Origin of the sequence: Pantoea sp. Ft-CA_14 (assembly GCF_024520875.1) — a bacterium.
GTDB classification, from domain to species: Bacteria; Pseudomonadota; Gammaproteobacteria; order Enterobacterales; family Enterobacteriaceae; genus Pantoea; species Pantoea agglomerans.
Genome location: NZ_JALNPM010000001.1, coordinates 543,662 through 569,231, shown reverse-complemented (window position 1 = coordinate 569,231; position 25,570 = coordinate 543,662). Strand labels below are relative to the sequence as shown.

25 protein-coding genes are annotated in these 25,570 nt (G+C 56.4%); 18 read left to right on the top strand and 7 right to left on the bottom strand.

Translation table 11 applies throughout. The features are described 5' to 3' along the window. The first annotated feature begins 107 nt into the window (after positions 1–107). Together NR195_RS02795 and proP are read left to right on the top strand one after the other, a co-directional pair. The gene (locus NR195_RS02795; RefSeq protein WP_256844068.1) at positions 108–1,286 is read left to right on the top strand and encodes an aminotransferase class I/II-fold pyridoxal phosphate-dependent enzyme; all 1,179 of its coding nucleotides are present in this window, start codon (positions 108–110) and stop codon (positions 1,284–1,286) included. Between the two features lie 309 nt (positions 1,287–1,595). After that, positions 1,596–3,062 (top strand): glycine betaine/L-proline transporter ProP, encoded by a 1,467-nt coding sequence (gene proP / locus NR195_RS02790; protein WP_010670739.1) that lies wholly within the window; start codon positions 1,596–1,598, stop codon positions 3,060–3,062. A 53-nt stretch (positions 3,063–3,115) separates the two neighbouring features. Here proP and NR195_RS02785 read toward each other — a convergent pair whose 3' ends face one another. Further along, on the bottom strand, positions 3,116–3,703 hold the full coding sequence (locus NR195_RS02785) for an ABATE domain-containing protein (protein ID WP_010247406.1): 588 nt from the start codon (positions 3,701–3,703) through the stop codon (positions 3,116–3,118). Positions 3,704–3,879: 176 nt separating this feature from the next. Between NR195_RS02785 and NR195_RS02780 the strand changes: the two genes are divergently transcribed. Beyond that, positions 3,880–4,746, top strand: coding sequence for an alpha/beta fold hydrolase (locus NR195_RS02780; protein ID WP_010247407.1), 867 nt, complete (start codon positions 3,880–3,882; stop codon positions 4,744–4,746). A gap of 52 nt (positions 4,747–4,798) precedes the next feature. Here the strand turns inward: NR195_RS02780 and NR195_RS02775 are convergent, their stop codons facing one another. Continuing rightward, the gene (locus NR195_RS02775) at positions 4,799–5,347 is read right to left on the bottom strand and encodes a YbhB/YbcL family Raf kinase inhibitor-like protein (RefSeq protein ID WP_062759169.1); all 549 of its coding nucleotides are present in this window, start codon (positions 5,345–5,347) and stop codon (positions 4,799–4,801) included. A gap of 257 nt (positions 5,348–5,604) precedes the next feature. On the opposite strand from NR195_RS02775, the gene NR195_RS02770 reads away from it, so the two are divergent. Beyond that, on the top strand, positions 5,605–6,483 hold the full coding sequence (locus NR195_RS02770) for a LysR family transcriptional regulator (protein WP_256844067.1): 879 nt from the start codon (positions 5,605–5,607) through the stop codon (positions 6,481–6,483). Between the two features lie 5 nt (positions 6,484–6,488). Here the strand turns inward: NR195_RS02770 and NR195_RS02765 are convergent, their stop codons facing one another. After that, entirely contained in the window at positions 6,489–8,126 is a 1,638-nt protein-coding gene (locus tag NR195_RS02765) for a dihydroxyacetone kinase subunit DhaK (RefSeq protein ID WP_207254485.1), read from the bottom strand. 258 nt (positions 8,127–8,384) lie between these two features. On the opposite strand from NR195_RS02765, the gene fucO reads away from it, so the two are divergent. The 5 genes from fucO (at position 8,385) to glsB (ending at position 12,685) form a co-directional block, all read left to right on the top strand. Further along, positions 8,385–9,533, top strand: coding sequence for a lactaldehyde reductase (gene fucO, locus NR195_RS02760; RefSeq protein WP_256844066.1), 1,149 nt, complete (start codon positions 8,385–8,387; stop codon positions 9,531–9,533). A gap of 319 nt (positions 9,534–9,852) precedes the next feature. After that, positions 9,853–10,026 carry a GhoT/OrtT family toxin gene (locus tag NR195_RS02755; RefSeq protein ID WP_010247416.1) on the top strand — a complete coding sequence of 58 codons (174 nt, stop codon included), beginning with the start codon at positions 9,853–9,855 and terminating at the stop codon, positions 10,024–10,026. Between the two features lie 104 nt (positions 10,027–10,130). Next, complete coding sequence (locus tag NR195_RS02750; protein WP_010247418.1) at positions 10,131–10,301, top strand: hypothetical protein; 171 nt, start codon at positions 10,131–10,133, stop codon at positions 10,299–10,301. Between the two features lie 175 nt (positions 10,302–10,476). Next, entirely contained in the window at positions 10,477–11,676 is a 1,200-nt protein-coding gene (locus NR195_RS02745) for an MFS transporter (RefSeq protein ID WP_256844065.1), read from the top strand. Positions 11,677–11,758: 82 nt separating this feature from the next. Further along, positions 11,759–12,685, top strand: a complete 927-nt coding sequence (gene glsB, locus NR195_RS02740; RefSeq protein ID WP_306278131.1) for a glutaminase B — start codon at positions 11,759–11,761, stop codon at positions 12,683–12,685. A gap of 138 nt (positions 12,686–12,823) precedes the next feature. On the opposite strand, the gene NR195_RS02735 is transcribed toward glsB, so the two are convergent. Together NR195_RS02735 and NR195_RS02730 are read right to left on the bottom strand one after the other, a co-directional pair. Next, positions 12,824–13,753 (bottom strand): Rpn family recombination-promoting nuclease/putative transposase, encoded by a 930-nt coding sequence (locus NR195_RS02735; RefSeq protein ID WP_256844063.1) that lies wholly within the window; start codon positions 13,751–13,753, stop codon positions 12,824–12,826. A gap of 214 nt (positions 13,754–13,967) precedes the next feature. Beyond that, positions 13,968–14,906, bottom strand: coding sequence for a D-2-hydroxyacid dehydrogenase (locus tag NR195_RS02730; protein ID WP_256844062.1), 939 nt, complete (start codon positions 14,904–14,906; stop codon positions 13,968–13,970). Between the two features lie 221 nt (positions 14,907–15,127). Here NR195_RS02730 and NR195_RS02725 point away from each other — a divergent pair, with 221 nt between their 5' ends. The 3 genes from NR195_RS02725 (at position 15,128) to NR195_RS02715 (ending at position 18,127) form a co-directional block, all read left to right on the top strand. Continuing rightward, positions 15,128–15,547, top strand: coding sequence for a DUF2946 domain-containing protein (locus NR195_RS02725; protein ID WP_022624714.1), 420 nt, complete (start codon positions 15,128–15,130; stop codon positions 15,545–15,547). Positions 15,548–15,592: 45 nt separating this feature from the next. Continuing rightward, complete coding sequence (locus NR195_RS02720) at positions 15,593–17,323, top strand: DUF2534 family protein (RefSeq protein ID WP_256844061.1); 1,731 nt, start codon at positions 15,593–15,595, stop codon at positions 17,321–17,323. A 126-nt stretch (positions 17,324–17,449) separates the two neighbouring features. Beyond that, positions 17,450–18,127, top strand: coding sequence for a pirin family protein (locus tag NR195_RS02715; protein WP_033773813.1), 678 nt, complete (start codon positions 17,450–17,452; stop codon positions 18,125–18,127). 44 nt (positions 18,128–18,171) lie between these two features. Here the strand turns inward: NR195_RS02715 and NR195_RS02710 are convergent, their stop codons facing one another. Further along, positions 18,172–18,399: a hypothetical protein gene (locus tag NR195_RS02710; protein ID WP_010247439.1), complete on the bottom strand. Its 228-nt coding sequence runs from the start codon at positions 18,397–18,399 to the stop codon at positions 18,172–18,174. 172 nt (positions 18,400–18,571) lie between these two features. Between NR195_RS02710 and NR195_RS02705 the strand changes: the two genes are divergently transcribed. The 6 genes from NR195_RS02705 (at position 18,572) to crtB (ending at position 25,082) form a co-directional block, all read left to right on the top strand. Beyond that, positions 18,572–19,102, top strand: coding sequence for a YtfJ family protein (locus tag NR195_RS02705; protein WP_010247442.1), 531 nt, complete (start codon positions 18,572–18,574; stop codon positions 19,100–19,102). Between the two features lie 218 nt (positions 19,103–19,320). Then, complete coding sequence (locus tag NR195_RS02700) at positions 19,321–20,229, top strand: polyprenyl synthetase family protein (protein ID WP_010670731.1); 909 nt, start codon at positions 19,321–19,323, stop codon at positions 20,227–20,229. Positions 20,230–20,238: 9 nt separating this feature from the next. Then, complete coding sequence (locus tag NR195_RS02695; protein WP_245115186.1) at positions 20,239–21,534, top strand: glycosyltransferase; 1,296 nt, start codon at positions 20,239–20,241, stop codon at positions 21,532–21,534. After that, positions 21,521–22,681, top strand: coding sequence for a lycopene beta-cyclase CrtY (crtY, locus tag NR195_RS02690; RefSeq protein ID WP_256844060.1), 1,161 nt, complete (start codon positions 21,521–21,523; stop codon positions 22,679–22,681). Before NR195_RS02695 ends, crtY begins: the two co-directional genes overlap by 14 nt. Continuing rightward, positions 22,678–24,156, top strand: coding sequence for a phytoene desaturase (locus NR195_RS02685; RefSeq protein WP_256844059.1), 1,479 nt, complete (start codon positions 22,678–22,680; stop codon positions 24,154–24,156). The genes crtY and NR195_RS02685 overlap by 4 nt, the downstream gene beginning before the upstream one ends. Next, positions 24,153–25,082: a 15-cis-phytoene synthase CrtB gene (gene crtB / locus NR195_RS02680; protein WP_256844058.1), complete on the top strand. Its 930-nt coding sequence runs from the start codon at positions 24,153–24,155 to the stop codon at positions 25,080–25,082. Before NR195_RS02685 ends, crtB begins: the two co-directional genes overlap by 4 nt. On the opposite strand, the gene NR195_RS02675 is transcribed toward crtB, so the two are convergent. Beyond that, positions 25,021–25,548, bottom strand: a complete 528-nt coding sequence (locus NR195_RS02675; RefSeq protein ID WP_010247467.1) for a sterol desaturase family protein — start codon at positions 25,546–25,548, stop codon at positions 25,021–25,023. The genes crtB and NR195_RS02675 overlap by 62 nt on opposite strands. Positions 25,549–25,570: the final 22 nt, after the last annotated feature.

Genomic DNA, 25,570 nt, shown 5'->3' with positions numbered 1-25,570 from the left:
ACGCTGGATATTCGAATCCCTGCAAAGAACAGCGTTATTTCTGCTAAAGATTTTAATGTCAGCTGTGTCATTCTTCCCCGCTTAACACTGTTTATTGCGGGAGAGATATGGCGGAGTTTGCAGCTTCAGAGATGGTCGCAGGGCTGGAAGAGAACCTCTTCAGCATGCTTGAAAAGCAGGCAGCACAACTGGATGATGCGCTGTTACCGCTGATCGATCTCTCCTCCGGCAGTCCACGTCAGCCAACGCCGCCCGCGGTAATCGCTTCATTACAGGCTGCGGCAGCGAAACCGGAGAACCATGAGTATCCCTCGTTCTGGGGCAAACCCGCGCTGCGCCGTGCTATCGCAGCCTTTTACCAGCGTCACTACGGCGTCACGCTCGATCCTGAAACTGAAGTGGCGCTGTTCCAGGGCGCGCACATTGGCGTCAACGGTTTTCCCCGCGCCCTGCTCAATCCGGGGCAGGTGTTGATCTCTACCGATCCCTGCTATCCGCTCTACCGCTCAGCGGCCCGTCAGGCAGGTGCCGATTTTTATGGCATTCCGCTGGAGGCGCGCAATGATTTCCTGCCCGATTTCACCCAGGTGCCGGACGAGATCGCGGCGCGTACCGGTCTGCTGCTGCTCAATTATCCCCATAATCCCACTGGCGCACTGGCGACAGCCGCGCTGTTCGCCGACGCGCTGGCCTTCGCCCGCCAGCATCATGTTCCGCTGATTCATGACTTCGCCTATGCCACGCTGGGCAGTGAGTCGGGCGAACAGCCGCTGAGTCTGCTGGCACAGCCCGATGGCAAAGCCTGGGGCGTGGAAATCTACACGCTGTCAAAAAGCGCACTCATGGCAGGCTGGCGGGTGGGATTTGCGGTGGGAAACGCCTCGATGATTGCAGCATTTAAAAAACTTCATACTCATAGCTACAGCACGGTGTATGGCGCGGTGCAGGATGCCGCCATCACCGCGTTGTCGCTGCCCGCTGAACAACTCAGCTTGCTGGCAGAGCATTACCATCAGCGGCGCAGAGTGATTTTAGCCAGGCTGGCAGCAATGCACTGGCCGGTTCGCGCCCGTCAGGGCACCTTTTTCCTCTGGCTGGCAGCGCCAGCTGGTTTCACCGGGGAGCAGTTCGCCGCCCTGCTACTGGCCCAGTGTCATCTGTTGGTGGCACCGGGTAACGGGTTTGGCGCAGCAGGTCGTGATTATATTCGCATCAGCCTGACAACCGGGACGGAGCAATTACTGCAGGCGCTGGATCGCATCGACGAACTGAAACTGTTTAAGTAGCGCATCAGCACCGGGAAAATCAGTTCCAGATATAACCAGAGCACCAGCCGCAAGTTATTACCAAATGTTCAGACCCGTAAGCAGGCGTGAATAAGTTCACTATGCTGGGTTTGTCAGTAAATGCAGTTATTTCGGCTGAAAACTTGCAAAAACTTACAATCGTAGTCTAGAGTTTACCGGCTGCGGTTTCTGCCGCTTCACTTAAAACTTATTCGGCTTCTTATAGCTTTCATTTCCACGGTTTCTTCTGAACATTGTTTGCGGCTGCGAAAGCTATAAGACTCCTTCATTGATGCACCTGAGGAGAATATGGACACCAGAAACTCATCGTCTGAACACCCAAAGAAACATTTCTGGAACAGGAAGCCAAAAGAGCTGACTGTTGACGACATTACCGTAATCGACAACGACATGCTGAAGCGTGCAGTTGGCGCAGCTGCGTTAGGTAATGCGATGGAATGGTTCGACTTTGGCGTATACAGCTATCTCGCCGTGATCATCGGCAAAGTCTTCTTCCCGGATGCCAACAACGCGGTGCAGCTAATCGCCACCTTTGGTACGTTTGCCGCGGCCTTCCTGGTCCGTCCGATTGGCGGCCTGGTATTTGGCCCGCTGGGTGACCGCATCGGACGGCAGAAAGTGCTGGCGATGACGATGATCATGATGTCGATTGGTACATTCTGTATCGGTCTGATCCCGGCTTACTCTTCAATAGGCATCATGGCACCGATTCTGCTGCTGGTGGCACGTCTGATCCAGGGCTTCTCAACCGGTGGTGAATATGGCGGCGCAGCGACCTTTATCGCGGAGTACTCTACCGATAAACGCCGGGGCTTTATGGGCAGCTTCCTGGAATTCGGCACCATCGGTGGTTACCTGCTGGGTGCCAGCCTGGTCACGGTGATGACCACCGTGATGTCGAATGAGGCGATGATGTCCTGGGGCTGGCGCGTGCCGTTCTTTATCGCCGCGCCGCTGGGCCTGTTTGGTCTCTATGTGCGACTGAAGCTGGAAGAGACTCCGGCTTTCCAGCAGCACATGGAAAAACAGGAAGCGCTGGAGCAAAGTAAGCCGCGTCTGACGCTGATGCAGATGCTGAGCAAATACCGCGCACCGATGATGAAATGTATCGGTCTGGTACTGCTGTTTAACGTCTCTAACTACATGCTGACCTCGTACATGCCGAGCTATCTGACCGGCGTGCTGGGTCTGCCAGAGTTAAGTGGCCTGCTGCTGGTGATGGTGGCGATGTTCGTGATGATGCCGCTGACGCTGCTGTGGGGTCGCTGGACCGACCGCATTGGTCGTCGTCCGGTGATTGCCTTTGGTGCGGTGGGTCTGATCCTGCTCGCCATCCCGAGCTTTATGCTGATCGGGTCCGGTAATATGTGGGCGGTATTTGGCGGCCTGATGATTCTGGGTGTACTGCACACCTGCTTCAGCGGCACTATGCCTTCGACGCTGCCTGCGCTGTTTACTACCGATATCCGTTACAGTGCGCTGGCCATCGGCTTCAACCTGTCGGTATCGCTGTTTGGGGGTACGACACCGCTGATTACCGCGTGGCTGGTGGATACCACTAAAAACAATATGATGCCAGCTTACTACATGATGGGTGCGGGCGTGATTGGCCTGCTCACCATTCTGACGGTACGTGAAACAGCCCGTCAACCGCTGACCGGTTCATCCCCTGCGGTAGCGACCAAAGCGGAAGCGCATCGCCTGATCGACAAGCTGCGCAAGCGGCACAAGCCATCAGCGACCACTGCGAAATAACTGTTCTGACACCCTGCTCTGCAGGGTGTTTTTTTATCTGCCATCCGATCTGTTTACCCAGCTGATTTAACTGCCCTGAAACGCGCCACTTTCGCCCGATTGCCACACAGCGCCATGCTGCACCAGCGGCGGCGATGCGCTTTGGTGCGATCGTAAAACCACAGTGTACAGGCGGGATGTTCACAGCCACGGACTCTGCTGAAATCCTCCTGCGCCAGCAACATCGCAGCCTGTTCCGCAACCTGTCCCAGCCGCTGCATCACACTCTGGCCCGCATAGACCCGCCTGATTTTTAAGGCACCCGGCTCCCCGGTCATTTGCAGATGGCTGGTCGCTTCACCCAGCCAGGCGTTCAGCGCCTGAATATCAACGCCCTCTCCCGCTTTGTGCTGCTGCACGTTATCACGAATGATCTGACGTAAGTGACGCGCTGCTTCCAACAGTGCACCCGGTTCATGCTGCGGAGCCGGGGCGTCTGGTGCCAGTCCGGCCTGGTGTAGCCAGGCTTCAACATCCTGATCGGTTTGCCAGAAGTCGTGCGGCTGGCCTTCCACGATGGCCAGGGTATTGATGAAATCCAGCGCCGGATGATCAGCCAGAAACCACGGTCCCTGGGCGGTGTGTGATTGCGTTTCCGCCATGATATTGCCTCCCTTGTTAACTCTGCTGATGCCACTGTAACCGACAAAGTACTATTTGAATAGTTACACCGCACCTTTTGTAACCATTATAAATTGATTTGACAGGTTACATTCTGGCTGCATAATGACTCTTAGTAACCCCATAAACATCATTTAACCAGTTACAGGAGTTCAGCATGCGTGATCAATCCATTTCGTATCGTTACCAGCAGGCCGATGGCGTCAATATTTTCTATCGCGAAGCGGGCGATCCTTCCCTGCCGGTACTGCTGCTGTTGCATGGCTTTCCCACCTCTTCACATCAGTTCCGCAATCTGATCCCGCTTCTGGCCGATAAATTTCATCTCATCGCACCCGATATGCCGGGCTTTGGCTTCACTGAAGTGCCTGCTGAGCGCAACTATTCCTGGACCTTCGACGCGCTTGGCCAGACGCTGACCGCCTTTGTCGATGCACTGGGGCTGGAACGTTATGCGATGTATGTTTTCGACTATGGCGCACCTGCCGGTCTGCGACTGGCACTGGCTTACCCCGATCGCGTCAGCGGACTGATATCACAAAACGGTAACGCCTATCTGGAGGGATTAGGAGAGGCCTGGGCGCCGGTCCGCGCCTACTGGGACGATCCCAGCGAAGCAAATGGTCAGGTGATCCGTGACGCCATCCTGACGCTGGAAGGGGTGAAGTGGCAGTATCTGCATGGGGTGAGCGATCCGCAGCAGATCGCCCCGGAAACCTATACCCTGGATACTCTGCTGATGGAGCGCCCCGGTAACAAAGATATTCAGCAGGCCCTGTTTCTCAATTACGCCAGTAATCTGAAACGTTATCCGGAATTTCAGGCGTTCTTTCGCCAGCAGCAGGTGCCAACGCTGGTGATCTGGGGCAAGCACGATCCGTTCTTTATTCCACCGGGCGCAGTGGCCTGGCAGCGGGATAATCCACAGGCGGTGGTCGAGATGCTGGATAGCGGCCACTTCGCGCTGGAGACGCACACCCATCACATTGCGTCGCGCATCCGCGAGATGTTCAGTGGCGACTGACCCGCTGCGCGCAGAGGCAGGCTATTCAGCGCTGCCTCTGCATACGTGCAGGTCATTCATTGCTAAAGCGGCCAACGGTGCTGGCCGCGCCCAGCGCATGGCCTTTTAGCTGTGCAACCAGCTCTGCCTGGGTTAACCCCGCTTTCAACTGACCCACCGGCAAATCGGTGGCGATCAGCACAAAGTTATAGTGATGCAGCCCACTGCCTGCAGGCGGACAAGGACCATAATAGTGCAGCGTCCCTGGGGTATTTTTTCCGCCGGTGTAGTCCTTGCCCTTTGTCAGAGCCCCCTGCGCAAATGACGAGCGGCTGGCGGGAATGTTATAGGCCACCATGTGGGTAACGCCGAGCCCTTTGGCCCCGACCGGGTCGGTCATCAGAAGAGCCAGACTGCGGGTGCCCGCCGGAATCGCAGACCAGTTCAATTCGGGAGAGATATTCTCACCGGTACAGGAAGGATTACTTTTATTGGCACCGGCAAACTTTTTATCCAGTAGCGCATTATCGCTGAAGTCTTGTGATTGCAGCGTAAATACCGACGCCGCCAGCGTGGTCATTGGCAAAATGGCCAGCACCGTCGCGCAGAGTAATTTTTTCACCAGCCACTCCTTATCAGATTACTCAAGAGATTATGTTCCGTATGGATTGCGTCACAGCCTGATTACTATAACGGCTTTAACGCGATTGACCCGACTGACCGCCTGTTCAGGGGTAAGGAAACGGCAAATCTATGATCTCCGTCGCGCTGGCTGAGAGAGCTGGCGCGTTGCCCTGTGACGCATTACCCGATATAAGTTAACGCGTCTGGCTGAAGTTTCGCCTGAATCATCGTCACTGTCACCGATAAGTGGACACTATGCAGATTGAAGATCTTCGGATTTACGTTGCCGTAATGCATGCTGGCAACTTTACTGCAGCAGCTGAGCATCTGATGCTATCGAAACAGTATGTCAGCCGCCGCATGGCTGCGCTGGAGGCATCATTAGGGGTACGACTGCTGATCCGTAACACCCGTAAGCTGTCTGTAACGGATGCAGGTTTACTGTTCGCGCAACATGCTCAGCGCATTCTGGATGAGATTCAGGAAGCGCAACTGGCGGTGTCAGAGCAGCAGCAGGCGCTGCGCGGCACCTTCCGAATCAATCTGCCGATGTCCTTTGGCATGAGCCACCTCTCCCCCCTGATTGCCGAGTTTCTGAGCCACCATCCGTCATTGCAGTTTCATATTGAGCTGGCTGACCGCTATGCCGATGTGATTGGCGAAGGCGTTGATATGGCGATTCGCATCGGTACGCTGGCTGATTCCACGCTGATTGCCCGTCCGCTCGGCGAGCTGAAGCGGGTTATCTGCTGCAGCCCCCGCTATCTGGAACGGGTAGGCGTGCCGCAGCAGCCAGAAGCCTTGCAGCAACATGCCTGTCTGCGCTACGGACGTGAAGGTCAGAATGGCTGGGAACTGCAGGTCAATGGTAAACCCAAGTGGCTGGCGGTTCAGGGCCCGATGGTGAGTAACAATGGCGAGGTCCTGCGTGATGCCGCACTGGCAGGCTTAGGACTGGTATTGTTACCCGCCTTTATCGTTGAGACAGCCCTGCAACGCGGTGAGCTGGTGACCGTGCTGGACGACTATCTGCCGCCCGCACTCTCTCTGAATGCGGTTTACCCGCAGCACCGTCAGCGCAGCGAAGTAAACCGCCAGTTACTGGCCTTTCTCCAGGCGCGTTTAGCGTCGTGACAGGATTAAAGTTTTTTTAATGCCGCAAAGACTCTGGCGACAGCGACGGCACCCGGATCAGACACGCCGTTGAGGTTAGCACTGTTAAGATAGGATGATCGGCCCGCTTTTGCTTTCCCCATGCTGGCGGTTGCATCACTGCCCTGCTGTGCCGCATCAGCCGCCTCTGCCAGCGATTTACCCGCCACCAGCACCTCGATTGCCGGTTGCAGCGCATCAATCAGCGTGCGATCTCCTGGTTGTGCCCCGCCATACTGCTTCATCTTCTCCAGACCCTGTTGCAGGGCCGCGGGCAGCGCATCGCCTTCGGCCAGCTGCTGCGCAGCAGCAGTGAAAAAGATCGCCATCAGTACGCCGCTGGAGCCGCCCATCACCGTAGCCAGTCGCTCACCCGTCACCGCGAGCAGATCGGGCAAGGCATTTAACGGCAGCTGATTATCTGTACATTCGCGCTGGATCTGGCGTGCGCCAGCAGCAAAGGTCGAACCGGTATCGCCATCACCGACCTGCGCATCCAGTTTGTTCAGCTCGCTTTCGCTGGCGATCAGGGTTTCACAGATGCTGTTAACAAACGCAGCGACGGTCGGGTTATCTGAGGGTTGCGCCGGATGCGCTGTTGCCTCTTTTGTCGCGTTAACCGGCTGCAGCGGTGCGACTTTAACCGCCTGAACCCAGCCGGTGACCTCAACCGGCGCACAGATCGCCTCCTCGAACAACGGCGTCAGCGTCATGGAGGTGACGGAAAAGCCCTTCATGTCCAGCGCGGTCATCAGCGGAGCCGGGCCAATCAGATAATCACTGCCCCGGCTGAGCGGCGACTCAATCAGGTCGCGTGTGACCAGACTCATTTCCAGCGCGGACATGCCGCCAAGATTATTGATTAACAGCGCGCGTGGCTGATCGTTGTCCGGCATCACTTTCTCCAGCAGATGCTGCACAATCTGCTGACTGTTTTGCGTCTGCATGACGTCAACGCCCGGTTCGCCGTGAATCCCCAGCCCCATTTCAACGCTGCCGTCTGGCACTCGCTGGCCGGTCTGTTCATCCGGCAGATGGCAGCTTGAGAGCGCAACGCCCATGGTGGCGATAGCACGACTGGCTGCCTCTGCTGCCTCGGTCACCGCGGCCAGGTCATCACCCCGCTCTGCGACGAAGCCCGCCACTTTATGCACCAGCAACGTGCCCGCGACGCCGCGTGGCTGAGGGTTATCGGGCAACGCAACATCATCACCGACAATCACCATATTGACGCTGAATCCCGCTTTGCGCGCTTTTTCTGCCGCCAGACCGAAGTTGAGGCGATCTCCGGTGTAGTTTTTCACAATCAGCAGACATCCCGCCTCACCGGTAATATTGATGATGGCGTTGTAAACCGCGTCAACGCTGGGGGAAGCAAAAACATCGCCACAGACGGCAGCCGTCAGCATCCCTTTGCCGATAAAGCCGACATGGGCCGGTTCATGGCCTGAACCACCACCGGAAATCAGCGCGACCTGCTGTTTTTGCCAGTCATTACGCATCACGATGCGAATGCGCGGATCGACCTGCAACCGGACCAGATTGCGCCACGGGCTGGCGTAAATCATGCCATCTAACGCGCTGTCGACGAGATCATCCTTTTTATTCATTACGAATCGGGTCATGTCTTCTTTCCTCATAGGCATGCGGGTTTGCTGATGACCCAGTGTTACATACCACTGACGACAGTGAGAAATCCATCAACAGGTCTGTAGCCTGATTTCAGACATACCGCACGAAAACCAGCGGGCACAGGCGCAGTGATTTTTACTAATTGATTGATTTTTATCAAATGTCTTTACCTGAAAGTGAGAGGTTCTGCGCAGAACATGAACCGGGGATCACGGATGGTAAAAATTCATTTGTTAACAGAGGATGTTTTAATGACTCAACGTATGATTCTCAATGAAACCGCCTGGTTTGGTGCTGGTGCTTTGCGCCATTTGCCGGAAGAGGTACAACGTCGCGGGATGCGAAAAGCATTGATCGTCACTGACAAAGCGCTGGTCGCGGCGGGTGCGCTGAAGCGGGTGACCGATCTGCTGGCGCAACATCAGCTTGACTGGGCGGTGTATGATGAGGTGGTGCCGAATCCTACCATTCGGGTTGTGCAGCAGGGTGTTGCGGTGTTCAGAGAGTCAGGTGCCGACTACCTGATCGCCATTGGCGGGGGCTCACCACAGGATACCAGCAAGGCGATCGGCATTATTATCAATAACCCTGAGTTTGAAGATGTGCGCAGCCTGGAAGGCGTCAGCCCCACCCGTCATCCGTGCGTGCCGATCATCGCCATCCCGACCACGGCAGGCACCGCCGCAGAAGTGACGATTAATTACGTCATTACCGATGAAGAGAATCGCCGTAAGTTTGTCTGTGTCGATCCCCATGACATTCCGAAAGTGGCGATCATTGATGCGGAGATGATGGCGAGCATGCCCGCGTCGCTGAAGGCTGCGACCGGTATTGATGCCCTAACCCATGCCATTGAAGGCTACATCACACGCGGTGCCTGGACCCTGACCGATATGCTACACCTCAAAGCCATTGAGATTATCAGCCAGTCACTGCGCGAATCGGTGGCAGGAAATATTGAGGCAGTTGAGCAGATGGCGCTGGGACAATATGTGGCCGGTATGGGTTTCTCTAATGTTGGCCTTGGTCTGGTGCATGGCATGGCACACCCGCTGGGCGCCTTTTACAATGTCCCGCACGGCGTAGCCAATGCCATTTTGCTGCCGCAGGTGATGGCGTGGAATGCCTCAGGCACTGGCGAAAAATATCGCGACATTGCCCGCGCAATGGGTGTGAAACAGGTTGAGTCATTGTCGCTTGATCAGGCGCGGGAAGCGGCGGTCGCCGCGGTGTGTCAGCTCTGTCGCGATGTGGGTATTCCCCGCTCGCTGCGTGAAGTGGGCTTAAAAGAGGCGGATATCCCTGCACTGGCACAGGCCGCGCTGGATGATGTCTGCACCGGCGGCAACCCACGTACGCCGGACCTGGAGGACGTGATGGCGTTATACCGCCAGAGTTAAAGCGCTTATCCTGTAGTGATGTACTGCCGATAACAGGCCCGTCCTCGCTGGCGGGCTTTTTTACGTCATGGCAATGCTTAATCCGGGAGCCTTCGCCAGAGGTTGTTCAGTCTGACTTACGGCATCAGCCAAGGTTTTAGCCGCGTTTATCCTGCCTGGTTTCAGCCTGAAATCGCCCGCTGTTACGATGAAGTTCAGCGAGCGAACCAACTGCCTTACCCATGATTTCTTTAGATGCTAAACCCTGATTCACTTGATCTGGATCACAAAAATCCGCATCATGCGCAGCGAAAACCTTAATGACGCTGCGGAGATATCAATGACACTGTACCAGGGTATGCTAATTTTCTATGCCGTTGTTGCATTGATCGCTACGCTGATCACGTTCTTCATCGCCAAAGATAAGCTGAGCATCAAACTGCTGAGCGCCTTTCTGGTGGGGGCCACCTGGCCGATGAGTTTTCCTGTCGCGCTGATGTTTGCTCTGTTTTAATTGACATTATCCCCTTAGATACCACACTCAGGTAAGACGTCCCTGACCTGCAAACCGCCGATCACCGACGTGGCCTTGTTCATGACGGTTAATAAGGAGCGGATATGCGCGTTATCAGTGTGATGATTCTGGTTTCTCTTCTCAGTGCCTGTAGTGCCCCGTGGCACGCTGAAAAACCGGTTCCGGCGGCCGAAACCCGCCAGCAGACCTGCCAGCCAGGCTCCAATCCCAGCCAGAACGACTGCGGTCATTTCCCTGAACCTGAATTCCATTGATCCTGTCACAAGGCGATCGCTGCTGTGAGATCTCAATTACGCTATTTCATCGCATAACAAGGCTTTACACGCTGCTAACCGGTCAGTAAAGTAGCGCCCAGACATCAATTCTGATGCGTAAGCGTTAACGTCAACCAACGCCCCCGCAGCACTGCTGCATGTGATGATCCCTGCCATGATGCCTGTACAACACCCAGCTAAACCTCTCGCTGCGTATTCCAGCGCCACATTTTTTTTGTTCGTCCTGCTGCTGACCGCGGCTAATCTTCGTGCGCCCATTACTGTCATCGGCCCGGTACTACAGGATATCCGCCAGACCTTTGGCCTGAGTGTCGGTGAAGCGGGTCTGTTTAACTTTATTCCACTGATGCTGTTTGCCCTGCTCGCCCCACTGGCCGCCTGGCTGGGAAATCGCGTCGGGCTTGAGCGCAGTTTATGGGGCGCGCTATGCCTGATCACTGCCGGTTCGCTGTTGCGCTGGCAGCCTGCTGAAGCGGCGTTGTGGAGCGGAACGCTGTTGCTCAGCGCAGGTATTGCCGCCGCCAACGTGCTGCTGCCGCCACTGATTAAACGCGATTTCACCGCCCACACCGCTAAATATATTGGCCTTTATGCCGCCACCATGTCGATTACTGCCAGCCTGGCATCTGGCATTGCCGTTCCGCTGAGCCAGCTTTCAGCGGCAGGCTGGCGACTCTCGCTGGTTGTCTGGGCGCTACCGGGGCTGATTGCGCTACTCGTCTGGCTGCCGCTGTTACGTCAACGGCGGTCAACCGCAGCGTCCGCCGACGTGCCCGTTGCATATCGCCATCCGTGGCGAACGCCCGGCGGCTGGCAAATCGCACTGTTTATGGCGCTGCAATCGCTGGCGTTTTATACCCTGATTGACTGGTTTACGCTGTTTGCCCAGGATAACGGCTTCAGTCAGGCCCACGCAGGCTGGCTGCTGTTCTGGTATCAGGCAATTGCGATCGTCGCCAACCTGGGCTGCATGGTGGCGCTGAAGCGGGTAAAAGATGCCCGGCTTACCGCGTTCATTGCTTCATCAGGCATTTTCCTCGGCATGCTGGGCCTATTGCTCAATCCGCAGTGGGCCGTCATCTGGCTGACACTGGCCGGACTGGGCGCAGGCGCATCACTGGTGCTCTGCCTCTCACTGTTTAATCTGCGAGCCACTCATCACCGTCAGGCGTCACAGCTATCGGGCATGGCACAGTGTGTCGGATATGCGCTGGCGGCACTCGGCCCTTTGTTCTTTGGCGTGCTCCATGAGCAGAGCGGTAACTGGACGCTGCCCTTCAGCGTGCTGGCAATGCTGAGCCTGTTACAGATGCTGCTGGCTCCGCTGGCAGCGCAGTCAAAACCCATTAGCTGAAAATGCGGCGGAGCCGTTAACAATAAATGACTCGCGGATCGCGGATGCCTGGCATCACCGGTCGGCGGGAATCGACGGGAGAATGTGCGTGTCTGAACTGAATAATGCTCTGCTGCAGGAGATCCTGGATCAGGTGCGTCCGCTGATCCATCAGGGAAAGGTGGCTGACTATATCCCTGCGCTGGCGGATGTGGCTGCCGATCATCTGGCAATAGCGGTTTGCCTGCGTGATGGCACCCTCTTTCAGGCGGGCGATGCTGAGACGCGCTTTTCGATTCAGTCGATCTCCAAGGCGCTTTCTCTGACCGTAGCACTGACCCGCTATGAGGACAGCGAAATCTGGCAGCGGGTCGGCAAAGAGCCTTCTGGCCAGCCATTTAATTCATTGGTTCAGCTGGAGCTGGAACAGGGCAAGCCGCGTAATCCGTTTATTAATGCCGGTGCGCTGGTGATTTGCGATCTGCTGGAAACCCGACTGACCGCCCCGCGTCAGCGAATGCTGGAAATTGTGCGCCAGCTGAGTCAGCAGTCCGATATCAATTATGATCGCCACGTTGCCCGCTCTGAGTTCGAACACTCGGCCCGCAATGCAGCGATCGCCTGGCTGATGAAGTCGTTTGGAAATTTCGATAACGTTGTCACCAGCGTGATGCAGACCTATTTCCACTACTGTTCGCTGTCGATGAACTGCGTTGAGCTGGCCCGCACGTTTATCTATCTGGCGAATCAGGGCAAAACGCTGGATGGCAGCCAGATGATTACTCCACGTCAGGCGCGGCAGATTAACGCACTGATGATCACCAGCGGGATGTACGACGGCGCTGGCGAATTCGCGTGGCGGGTCGGGATGCCCGCAAAATCGGGCGTGGGTGGCGGGATTATTGCCATCATCCCAGGTGAGATGAGTATTGCCGTCTGGTCGCCTGGGCTGGATAGCGCGGGCAATTCTCTGGCCGGTACCGCTGTGCTGGAATTGCTGACCGAGAAGCTGGGGCGATCGATATTCTGAGTCTGAGCGCGCAAGTCACAGGCTCGCTGTGGTGAAATGCGGCGGGATTCCCATGATTTCGGGAAGCTGATTTTGCATTTTCCGTGTAGTCCGCTGGCGATTTGAGTCGTCAGCGATAATCAGAACTCAAAAAACTAATTAGTGCGAAATCTGCGCCAGATCGTCTTCATTCAGACCAGTCATCCGCATAACGGTATTGCGATCCATGCCACTCTCTAGCATGGTTCGGGCAATTCTGAGGCTTGCTCCACGACTACCTTCTGTCCGTCCCTGTTCAATACCCTGCTCAATACCTTTTTCAAGCCCTATCTGCTCAAGCTGTTGTGCGATAGTCATAAGTGCGTTCTCGTGTTGGGGCACACGCTGTGCCAGCTCCCGTACAAAGGCTTTGGCGTCCGATGTTTCACCCGCCTGTACAATGTAGTGTACCAGCGTTATCACCTGTGATGAAGAGTGATAACCAGCCTGCAAAATGGTTACCAGCCTGTCCATCATTTCAGCCAGATCACGCTGCCGGATATGCTTCTGCAACAGGGTCAGAGCCGCCATGCTGCGATGTTGCATGATCTCATCGTCAGGAATCACCGTGACATCGACCAGCGGAAAACTGCGGCTGTAAAGCCTGTCCGCCAGCGCCGGGTCGTCGAACTCATCCAGCCACCGGGTCGAATAGGGATATGGAGTGCGTCTGCCATTGTAAAACAGTACGGGAATTACCAGCGGCAACCGCTTATGCCCTGCTTCAAGATGGCGCTGCATGGCAGCCACTGCATAGCGCATCAGCCGAAATGCCATATGTTTGTCTGGCACAGACTGATGCTCAATGAGTACATGGATATATCCATCGCCAGCGGTTGTTTTAAGACTGTAAAGCACGTCGCTAAAGTACTGACGAAGGTCATCCTCGACAAACGACCCCGACTCCAGTTTCAGCGTGCTGAGATCACAGCATATGCGCAGCTCTGGCGGCAAATGCAGCTCCATGAAATCCCGGGCAATATCCGGCTGAGTCAGAAATTGCCGGAATGTGGCATCATGAGGCACAGGCGTGCTGTTCTTCTTTTTCACTGGCCAGAATCCTTTCTGTTCCTGAAGCGCTTACAACGGCTGATTCAGCCAGTAAAAGACGCTAATCCCTGTAGCGCACGAACGTTTAAAGTCCTGATGGAAATAACGAAATTAATACCCTGATGACTAAACCGCGTAAAACGCTTTACCTGAAATCTACGAGGTTGCTCTGAATATCAACCCCTGTCGGGCATTAAAAACTATTCCATCTGACTCAGCTCACCACATTCATTGGCTCGCCCTGAATAAAGGCCGCGATATTGGTCATCACGCCAGCCACCAGATTCTCCACGCCGCTGCGACTTGCCCAGGCGATGTGCGGTGTCAGCAGCAGAGTTGGCAGATCCGCCAGCAGCGGATTATCCGGAGCGGGCGGCTCGCTGCTCAGCACATCCAGCGCCGCACCACCAATCAGCCCCTGCTTTAACGCGGCAGCAAGATCGGCTTCGTTAATCAGTCCGCCACGTGCCGTGTTTATCAGCAGCGCCTGTGGCTTCATTTTATCCAGCGCCTCGCGATCAATCATCTGGCGGGTGCTGTCACTCAGCGGGCAGTGCAGCGAAATGATGTCGCTGGTCGCCAGCATCTGCTCAAAGCTGATATAACCGTCACGCACCCTTTCACTGCCTTTTCGCTCGGCGTACTGCACCTGCATTCCCAGCGCCTGGGCCAGCCTGCCGACCGCCTGGCCGATGTCGCCTTTACCCGCGATGCCCAGCGTGGCACCGCCAATATCCCCTATCGGCTGATGATGCACACAAAAGTGCTTAGCCTGGGGCCAGTCGATGCGGGTATTGCTGGCATAAGCCATCAGCTGACGGCGCAGGGCAAAAATCGCGGCTATCACCGCCTCTGAAACGCTCTGAGTTGAATAGCCTGGAACATTACTGACCACGATGCCGCGTGCGCGGCAGGCATCAAGATCGATACAGTCATAGCCCGTCGCTGCAACACAGATAAAACGCAGTTCAGGCAGTTGTTGCAGTGTGTCAGCCCGCAACGGCACCTTATTGGTTATAGCGACCGTTGCGCCCGCCAGCGAAGACACAATGTCTTCAGCCGGAGTCTGCGCGCGCATCTCCCAGTCAGCCTGCTGTTGACCGGTCGGCAGGGGTACCGGCAGCGTGTCACCATCCAGCATTACAATTTTCATTTTTTATTCCTTCATCAGGTTTGGTTAAACCGCAGGCGAATGATTAATGTTATTTGTATGTGCACCGCGAGTAACAACTAAGTTAAATGATGCTGAAATTAAAGTGAAAATGTTCAAAGAGTGCGAATTTTTTCGGAACAGATGCCACTTTATTTAACCCTTTTATTCCCTTCGCGTTACACTGCCGCCCTGAATTATGACCTCATACGACCGTTGAAATTATGCCGGGATCTTCACTCAGACAACGACTCACCGCCGGTATTGCGATACTGGCCGTGCTGCTGTTGTTTGTCGCACCGATGATCTCAAAGAATCTCGCTGAACATCATGCCACGATGCAAGGCGCTTCGATCATGAGCGCAGAGATGCCGATGATGGATCATCACAGCGAGATGTCGATGGCGGACCACGGGATGATGATGGGCCCGGGCTTTGCCTGTGGCTACTGCGATCTGCTGGTGCATGTTCCGCTGATGCTCTGGGTTTTTATCCCGTTTATCTGGTGGATGTGCCTGATCAGCCGCGCCCCGCCGCCAGCGGCTATTAATCCACCCCAATGGCGACGGCTGTTGCGTCTTCATCGACCGCGCGCGCCACCCTTTATCGCGTCACACTCACTGCTTACTAATCCGATTGCGTGACAACGTCACCTGATCGTCTTTGTCTTTTGAAAAGTGTGGAATGCTATGTCCTCTTCTCAGGAAATGTCCCCTGCACCGCGCGGCACGATGTTTAATCTCTTACGCCGCCTGCATTTTTATATCGGCCTGTTTATTGCGCCGTTTATTTTTGTCGCGGCACTCACCGGCACGCTCTACGTTCTGACACCGCAACTGGAACAGGCTATCTACCATGATGCCCTGACCACCGACGCGCAGGGTGTGGCACAACCGTTGTCCGCCCAGATTGCCGCTGCGCGAGCCCGTGCCGGTGAATCAGCACGCATTTACGCTGTGCGTCCGGCACCCGGCCCGCAGGATACAACCCGCGTGCAGTTTGCCGAGCCGCAGCTTGGCCCATCGGAATCACGATCGCTGTTTATTGATCCCTACACCCTGCAGGTGAAAGGCGATATGACGGTGTATGGCACCAGCGGTGTGCTGCCGCTGCGCATGTGGCTGGATCAGCTGCATCGCGGCCTGTTGCTGGGTGATTTTGGCCGAAACTACAGTGAACTGGCAGCCTCCTGGCTGTGGGTCGCCGCGCTGGGTGGGATTGTATTATGGTCCGGCACCCGGCCACCGCGCACCCGCAGTAAAGCACGGAGCGGCTTCGCGGCAACCCGTCACTGGCATGTCACGCTGGGGCTGTTGCTGGCAATCGGACTGGTGTTCTTTTCAGTAACCGGGCTGACCTGGTCACAGTGGGCGGGCAATAATATTGAAAAGATGCGCAGCGACTTTGGCTGGAAAACGCCGCAGGTTAATACCGCGCTAAACGGTAACGCGCCCGCTGAAGCCGCCGATCCCCATGCTGACCATCGCGGCACAATGGAAGGGATGACGATGTCCGGAATGACCATGCCAGCGAAAACCGCTGCGCCGGTGATTCTCAATCAGCCGAATGTCAGCTGGGATCAGGCGCTGGCAGCGGCGCGTCAGGCCGGACTGAACGCAGCGAAACTGGAACTACGCCAGCCTAAGAACGCTGAACAGGCGTGGACGGTTTCGGAAATTGACCGCAGCTGGCCAAGCCAGGTGGATGCGGTTTCAATTAATCCGACTGATTTTAGCGTGGTTGACCGCGTTGAGTTTGCCAGCTTCCCGCTGGTGGCGAAACTGACCCGCTGGGGCGTGGATGCGCATATGGGCGTGCTGTTTGGCCTGCCTAATCAGCTGATTCTGGCGCTGTCTGGCTTTGGACTGTGCACAATGATTGTGCTGGGCTACCGCATGTGGTGGATTCGTCGCCCGGCTGTTCCGCAGCTCAACCCCTCGCAGACGCTGTTATCCGCCTGGCTGGCGCTGCCGCGCTATGCGCAGGGCACCAGCCTGATAGTGATGCTGGCGCTGGGATATGCCCTGCCCGTTATGGGTATCAGCCTGCTGGTGCTGGTGCTGCTGGATATTCAGCGCTGGCGCAGCGCACAGCGCGCCGCGGTCGTCCGCGTGGATGTCGCTCCGGACAAACAGTCGCCGCTGGCCATCGTCCAGTCGCGTTTTGCCGGGAAGCGCAAAGAGATGCGCTATTTTCTGCGCAGCGTGACGGTGCTGGCGCTGATTGTCATTACGGTGATGGCGAATGCGATGATTGGCGGAGTGATTGATCAGTATCAGATCCCCTTCAGTCACTGGTCGCTGACCATGTATATCACCCAGGCGATGATGATCCTGCTCTACTCCACGGTCTTTACCGGGCTATTGTCGATTCCACTCTGGTATTTCTTCCTCGGTGAGAGCGACGAACAGGGCAAGTAAGCTGGCAAGACACCCTAAACTCTGTTATTCAAAATAACTGACGAAGCCGGGCAAAACTCCCGGCTTCTCATTCTCCGCCTGAGGTCTATGATCGTTGTTATGAGTCACTTTATTTGAGAGCAAATCATGAACATTGTGCGAGCTAATCCTGAACAACTGTTTGAGTACGGTCCTTTTACCGTCCGTCGCCAGCGTCCTGGCGAGGCGTTAAGCCCGCTGGTCAGTGTTGATCTGATGTCGCTAAAACTCGATGCCCGTATTCCGATGCAGCAGCATCAGGATGAAGAAGTTTTCACCTACCTGTGGCGTGGTTCGATGCAGCATCAGGACAGTAATGGCGAACGTACCCAGCTATCTGCAAAACGCGTGATGGTGGTGAACGCGGGTGATGGCGTTCAATATGAAGAGTCGGTGCCGTTATATGAAGCGGAGCTGTTACAGGCGGTTATCCGACCGGCACTTCGGGGCGGTGAAGCAATGACCCAGGTGCTGGAGCGCGATCAGGGCATTATGACCAATGGCTGGACCGAACTGGCCGGGCCGGAAGAGTCTGATGCGCCGCTGGAACTTCGCCAGGAAGTCTACATCTTCGACACACTGCTTGAGCGCAACCATACGCTGGACGTGCCGTCGATGCCGGGCTTTGTCGCTTATCTTACCGTGCTTGAAGGGATTATTCGCGTCGGCGATCTGCGACTGAGTCGCGGTGATGCCGTCAGCGGGCTGGATTCCAGCATTGAGATCGTGGGCGATCGGGATGCCAATCTGGTCTGCTTCCTGGTAAAGCCCGATAATTTTGCATAAAAAAGCGCGGGAAATTCCCGCGCTCATCTCTTGCTTTAAGCAGATTAAAGCGTGCTCCGTTGCTGCATCGCCTGAACCCGTTTATAGGCATGATCGAACTGACGTACATCATCGCGCAGCCAGTGGCGTTGCGTCAGCGGTGCATCATCCAGCGCCTGCGGCAGCGGCACACCCGCCAGCGATCCCCGGCAGCAAAAGGCGCGCGCCAGCGTTGGGGTGGCAATGCCGATATAACGGGCAAATTCAGGTAATGTCATCAATGCTGTACTCATTTCCCACCTCCTGTAAACACAATCTCCCCTGCATTTTCAGGCCAAATCCTGAATGCTTTTATTGATCTGAAACATAGATGTGGTACTAATCTTCTGCCTGCTAATGAGAGCGTTCACCGCGTCTGACGCAAACCGAGAAAGAAGTGAGGAACCCGTGCGCCATTATGGATTGATGATTGCCCTGCTGTTTTCCGGCTTTGCCACCGCCCACACCCTGACCCCTGGTCAGCCTGTACCACCTGTCTTCGTTGCCGATAAAGGCGAAATGGTGCTGAATCAGGGCGACATAAATTATCAGCGCTGGAACAGTCAGACTCTGACCGGAAAAGTGCGTCTGGTGATTCATGTGGCGGGTCGTCTCTCAGCGAAGGATCAGAGTGCACGATTAATCGAAGCCATTCAGCAGGCCAGCCTGCCGCGTGACCGTTTTCAGACCACCACCATCGTGAATACTGACGATGCGCTGCCTGGCAGTGCCATTTTTGTGGTGCGCAGCATCGCTTCCAGTAAAAAAGCGGCACCGTGGCAGCAATTCATTATCGACAGCAGTGGCGTAACCGCGCACAGCTGGCATCTTAAGCCGGAAAGCGCGTCCGTGGTGGTGATTGATCCGGCAGGCATTGTGCGCTTTGCTAAAGATGGCGCATTATCTGCGGAGGATGTCGCCAGCGTGATGAAACAGCTGCGCGCATTACTGGGTTAATTCACGCATAATGCTCGTCCGGCTATCGCCGCAAAACGCGGAAGGCTGCTGAATTCTCCGACATTTTTATTATCGTGAACTACTCTTAGTTGTAATGGATTAACCCGCCGTTCTTTGAAAACCTGCCAACTATGCTATGGCAGTCGGGGACGATTATTGAAGATGGCATCGAATCATTCGACCTGCTGTGACTTCCTCTGTAGATAAGGACAGCCATGATGACGGTCTGTGCAGAACAACACGTCAATTTCATACACAGCGATGCAGCCAGCCTGTTGAACGACATTGAGCAACGGCTTGATCAGCTTTTACCGGTTGAAAGCGAACGTGACTTAGTGGGCGCTGCCATGCGCGACGGTGCGCTGGCACCAGGAAAGCGTATCCGTCCACTGCTGTTGTTGCTGGCAGCGCGCGATCTGGGCTGCAACGCCACGCCTGCCGGCCTGCTCGATCTCGCCTGCGCGGTAGAGATGGTGCATGCCGCATCACTGATTCTGGATGACATGCCCTGCATGGATGATGCGCAACTGCGTCGCGGACGTCCGACCATTCATTGCCAGTATGGTGAACATGTCGCGATTCTGGCCGCGGTGGCCCTGCTGAGTAAGGCATTCGGCGTGGTTGCTGCGGCAGAAGGCTTAACGGCAACCGCCAGAGCCGACGCTGTGGCAGAATTATCCCACGCAGTCGGCATGCAGGGGCTGGTACAGGGGCAGTTTAAGGATCTCTCCGAAGGTGACAAGCCACGCAGTGCTGACGCCATTCTGATGACCAATCACTATAAAACCAGCACCCTGTTCTGCGCCTCCATGCAGATGGCCTCTATCGTGGCTGAAGCCTCAGGTGAAGCCCGCGAACAGCTGCATCGTTTTTCGCTTAATCTTGGTCAGGCTTTCCAGTTATTAGACGATCTCACTGACGGCATGGCCGACACCGGTAAAGATGCCCATCAGGATGAGGGGAAATCAACGCTGGTGAATCTGCTGGGACCACAGGCGGTTGAAACGCGACTGCGCGATCATCTGCGCTGCGCCAGCGAGCATCTGTTATCGGCCTGCCAGGACGGTTATGCCACACACCATTTTGTTCAGGCCTGGTTTGAGAAAAAACTCGCTGCCGTCAGTTAAGGATGCTGCATGAGCCACTTTGCGGTCATTGCACCGCCTTTCTATAGCCATGTGCAGGCGCTTCAGCACCTTAGCCAGGCCTTAATCGCACGCGGACACCAGATCACTTTCATCCAGCAGACGGACGTTGGCGCGCTACTCACCGATAGCCGTATCGGCTTTTTCCCGCTGGGTTTAGCCTCGCATCCGGCGGGCAGTCTGGCACACACCCTGCAACTGGCGGCGCATCCTCTCGGCCCCTCAATGCTGAAACTGATCAATGAGATGGCCCGCAGCACCGATATGCTCTGTCGTGAACTGCCCGTGGTGCTGAGCACGCTGGCGATTGATGGCGTGATCGTCGATCAGATGGAGCCTGCCGGTGCACTGGCGGCTGAAGCGCTGAACCTGCCTTATGTTTCGGTTGCCTGTGCGCTGCCACTTAACCGTGAAGCGGATTTCCCGCTGGCCGTGATGCCGTTTGACTATGCCAGAACCGATCAGGCACGGGAACGCTATCGCACCAGTGAAAAAATCTATGACTGGCTGATGCGACGTCACGATCGGGTGATCGCCCGCAACGCTCATGCGATGGGATTAGCCCCACGGGAAAAACTGCATCACTGTTTTTCACCGCTGGCGCAGATCAGCCAGCTGATCCCGGAACTGGATTTTCCCCGCCAGGCGCTACCCGATCATTTCCATTCGGTTGGCCCGCTGCGTACCACTGAACCGGCACCTGCCGCGTCGCAGCCTCGCTACTTCCCGCATGGTGACAGACCGCGCATTTTTGCTTCCCTCGGCACGCTGCAGGGACATCGCTACGGCCTGTTTAAAACCATCGTCCGCGCCTGCCAGGAGATCGATGCTCAGTTATTGCTGGCGCATTGCGGTCGGTTGTCACCTTTCCAGGCGGAGAAACTGGCGCAGGCCAGCCATGTTCAGGTGGTCGATTTTGCCGACCAGGCGGCTGCACTGGCGCAGGCCGATCTTGCCATTACGCACGGCGGCATGAATACGGTGCTGGATGGGATTAACCACCTGACGCCGCTGCTGACGATCCCGCTGGCCTTTGATCAGCCGGGTGTGGCTGCCAGAGTGGTCTGGCACGGTATCGGACGTCGCGCCTCACGCTTTACCACCAGCCACTCCATGGCGCGTCAGCTCCAGACCTTACTGGCTGATGAAAGCTACGTTCAGCAGATGAAAACGCTGCGTAGCGCACTTCGTCAGGCGGGCGGAACCACCCTGGCGGCGGACATTGTCGAACAGGCGATGCTGACCCGCCAGCCGGTGCTCACCAGGAGAGACTATGCCGCGGTATGATCTGATTCTGGTGGGCGCGGGGCTGGCCAACGGGCTGATCGCCCTGCGCCTGAGACAGCAGCGGCCCTCCCTGCGTATTCTGCTGATTGACGCCGAACGTGAACCGGGTGCCAATCACACCTGGTCGTTTCATGCGGAAGATCTCACCGAAACGCAGCATCACTGGATCGCCCCGCTAGTAGTACATCACTGGCCTGGCTATGAGGTCCGCTTTCCCCAACGCAGTCGCAGCCTGAACAGTGGTTATTTTTGCGTGACTGCGGAGCGCTTCGCGCAGGTCATCCGCGACAGGTTTGCGCCGGATCTGCTGCTGAATACCCGGGTTGCGAGCATCGCTTCACGCGCAGTCACGCTGGACGATGGCCGGGTGCTGGAGAGTGACGCAGTGATTGATGGCCGTGGCTACCAGCCCGATGCCGCACTGCGCATGGGCTTCCAGTCGTTTGTCGGACAGGAGTGGCAGCTCAGCGAGCCACATGGCCTGACCGCGCCGATCATCATGGATGCCACGGTAGATCAGCAGGCAGGCTATCGCTTTGTCTACAGCCTGCCCTTTTCTGCAGACACCCTGCTGATTGAAGATACCCACTACATTGATAACGCCACGCTGGAAGACGATCGCGCCCGTCAGAATATCCGCGACTATGCCGCGCAGCAGGGGTGGCAATTAGACCGGCTGCTACGCGAAGAGCAAGGCGCATTACCCATTACGCTGACCGGCGACGTGGCCGCCTTCTGGCAGAACCGCGATTTGCCCTGCAGCGGTTTGCGTGCCGGGTTATTCCATCCGACTACCGGCTATTCTCTGCCGCTGGCGGTCGCGCTGGCTGACCGGCTGGCGCAGATGCAGACGTTTACCTCTGAGACCCTGCACGCCACCATTCAGCAATTCGCCAGTCAGGCCTGGCAGCAACAGCGCTTCTTCCGCATGCTGAACCGTATGCTGTTTCTGGCGGGTCCGGCTGACCAGCGCTGGCAGGTTATGCAACGTTTTTACGGCCTTCCCGAAGGTCTGATCGCCCGTTTTTATGCGGGAAAACTCACTTTGCCTGATCGGCTGCGCATCTTAAGCGGCAAGCCCCCGGTCCCCGTTCTGGCGGCGTTACAGGCTATTATGACTCCTCACCGTCAACAGGCGATGCAATGAATAGAACTACAGTAATTGGCGCAGGCTTTGGTGGTCTGGCTCTGGCAATTCGCCTTCAGGCGTCAGGCGTTTCCACCCGACTGCTGGAGCAGCGTGACAAGCCTGGCGGCCGGGCTTATGTCTATCAGGATCAGGGCTTCACGTTTGATGCCGGCCCCACGGTAATCACCGATCCCAGCGCCATTGAAGAGCTGTTCACCCTCGCGGGTAAAAAGCTCTCTGACTATGTCGAGCTGATGCCGGTGAAGCCGTTTTATCGCCTCTGCTGGGAGTCCGGCAAGGTGTTCAGTTATGACAACGATCAGCCCGCGCTGGAAGCGCAGATTGCCGCGTTTAATCCGCGTGACGTTGAAGGATATCGTCGCTTTCTGGCCTATTCCCGAGCGGTGTTTGCTGAAGGCTATCTGAAGCTTGGCACCGTGCCGTTTCTGTCATTCCGCGACATGCTGCGGGCCGCGCCTCAGCTGGCAAAACTTCAGGCATGGCGCAGCGTTTACAGCAAAGTGGCGAGCTACATTGAAGATGAGCATCTGCGTCAGGCCTTCTCTTTCCACTCACTGCTGGTGGGCGGAAATCCGTTTGCCACTTCCTCAATCTATACTCTGATTCATGCGCTGGAACGTGAATGGGGCGTCTGGTTCCCGCGCGGTGGCACGGGCGCGCTGGTGCAGGGCATGGTGCAACTGTTTGAAGATCTGGGCGGCGAAGTGGAGCTCAATGCCAGCGTTGCCCGGCTGGAGACCCAGGAAAACAGGATTACCGCGGTGCACCTGAAAGATGGCCGGGTCTTCCCGACCCGCGCGGTTGCCTCCAACGCAGATGTGGTTCACACCTACCGCGAACTGCTGAGCCAGCACCCCGCTTCGCAGGCGCAGGGACGGTCACTGCAGAACAAACGCATGAGCAACTCGCTGTTTGTGATCTATTTTGGCCTGAATCATCATCACGATCAGCTGGCGCACCACACGGTCTGCTTTGGTCCGCGCTATCGTGAGTTGATTGATGAAATCTTTAACAAAGATGGCCTGGCAGAGGACTTCTCGCTCTATCTGCATGCGCCCTGCGTGACCGATCCCTCACTGGCACCGGAAGGCTGCGGCAGCTACTACGTGCTGGCGCCAGTTCCGCACCTCGGCACCGCCGATATCGACTGGGCCGTTGAAGGTCCGCGCCTGTGCGATCGCATTTTCGACTATCTGGAACAGCATTACATGCCGGGCCTGCGTAGCCAGTTGGTCACGCATCGCATCTTCACGCCGTTTGATTTCCGCGATGAGCTGAATGCGTATCAGGGTTCGGCCTTCTCGGTGGAGCCGATCCTGACGCAAAGCGCCTGGTTCCGGCCTCACAACCGCGATAAAAATATTAATAATCTCTATCTGGTCGGTGCAGGCACGCATCCTGGCGCGGGTATTCCAGGCGTAATTGGCTCGGCCAAGGCTACCGCAGGATTGATGCTGGAGGATCTGGCTTGAATAGTCCGTCACTGCTCGATCATGCCGTAGACACCATGGAGGTGGGATCGAAAAGCTTTGCCACCGCGTCAAAACTGTTTGATGCCAAAACCCGACGCAGCGTGCTGATGCTCTACGCCTGGTGCCGTCACTGTGATGATGTGATTGACGATCAGGTACTGGGATTCAGCAACGATACGCCATCGCTGCAATCTGCCGAACAGCGCCTGGCGCAGCTGGAGATGAAAACGCGTCAGGCCTATGCCGGATCCCAGATGCATGAGCCCGCCTTTGCGGCCTTTCAGGAGGTGGCAATGGCACACGATATTCTGCCTGCTTACGCTTTTGATCATCTGGCGGGCTTTGCGATGGACGTGCATGAGACACGCTATCAGACGCTGGATGATACGCTGCGTTACTGTTACCACGTTGCGGGCGTGGTTGGCCTGATGATGGCGCAGATTATGGGCGTACGCGACAACGCCACGCTGGATCGCGCCTGCGATCTCGGTCTGGCGTTTCAGCTGACCAATATTGCGCGCGATATCGTTGAAGATGCTGAAGCGGGACGCTGCTATCTGCCCGCAACGTGGCTGGCTGAAGAGGGGCTGACCCGAGAGAATCTGGCCGAACCGCAAAATCGCCAGGCATTAAGCCGCGTCGCCCGTCGGCTGGTGGAAACGGCGGAGCCCTATTATCGATCGGCGTCGGCTGGCCTGCCGGGTTTACCGCTGCGTTCAGCGTGGGCGATTGCTACCGCGCAGCAGGTCTATCGTAAAATAGGTATGAAGGTGGTTCAGGCGGGTTCACAGGCGTGGGAGCAACGCCAGTCCACCAGCACGCCAGAGAAACTGGCACTGCTGGTGGCGGCATCGGGTCAGGCGGTTACTTCCCGGGTGGGGCGTCACGCTCCACGCTCCGCTGATCTCTGGCAGCGCCCCGTTTAACGCCATGGCGTTCTCGCAGCGTCGCCTGCAGTTTTGACAGCGGCGGCGCGTAAAGAAAGCCAAACGAGACACAGCCCTCTTTGCCTCGTACCGCATGATGCATGCGGTGCGCCATATAAAGCCTGCGTAAATAACCCCGGCGCGGAACATAGCGGAATGGCCAGCGCTGATGCACCAGGCCGTCATGCACAATAAAATAGAGCAGGCCGTAGAGCGTCATACCCGCGCCGATCCACTGCAAGGGCCAGACACCCGTGCTGCCCAGATAAATGAGCAAAATCGACAGAGCGGCGAACACTACGGCATAGAGGTCATTAACCTCAAACCAGCCTTTATGCGGTTCATGATGTGACAGATGCCAGCCCCAACCCCAGCCATGCATAATGTATCTGTGCGCCAGTGCAGCCGTTATCTCCATTCCGATAACAGTGACCAGAACAATCAGGGCATTCCAAATCCACAACATAGTTTCTCCCGAACATGCATCC